We start from the raw sequence: 393 nt of genomic DNA, 5'->3' as shown, positions 1-393 counted from the left end.
ATCGATTCCGAAAGCTCGGTGGCGGGAACCCCCGGTGGCGTCCCCCGGTTGACAGGCGGACGATGGAAGGAAGGGGTCGGCTGGTGATGACGTCGGCCGTGGACCCCGCGGCGGCGACAACCGACTCCGAGAGCGCGGGCAGGGCCCGAACGGAGGAAGTCGTCATGATCGAGGTCAAGGCGGTCGAAAAGCCGGACGAGCGACGCGATTTCCCCCACGGCCACCTCGAAGCCGTCCACCTCACAGGGCTGGACTTCGCGGTGGGCACCTTCGAGCCCGGCTGGCGCTGGTCCGAGTCCGTGGCCCCGCTCGCAGGCACGGAGAGCTGCCAGATCCACCACAACGCCTACGTCCTCGAGGGGCGGATGCACATCCGCATGGACGACGGAGGCG

The 393-nt window shown here is 69.0% G+C and carries 1 protein-coding gene; it reads left to right on the top strand.

From position 1 onward, the window contains the following. Positions 1 to 164: 164 nt before the first annotated feature. The coding region (locus ACZ5CR_RS45260; RefSeq protein ID WP_468869516.1) for a cupin domain-containing protein at positions 165 to 393 on the top strand (229 nt) is incomplete at its 3' end.

The organism is Streptomyces sp. NPDC031274, assembly GCF_055570235.1.
The sequence above is the reverse complement of the archived record's forward strand: the minus strand, read 5'-3'. Positions and strand labels throughout refer to the sequence as shown.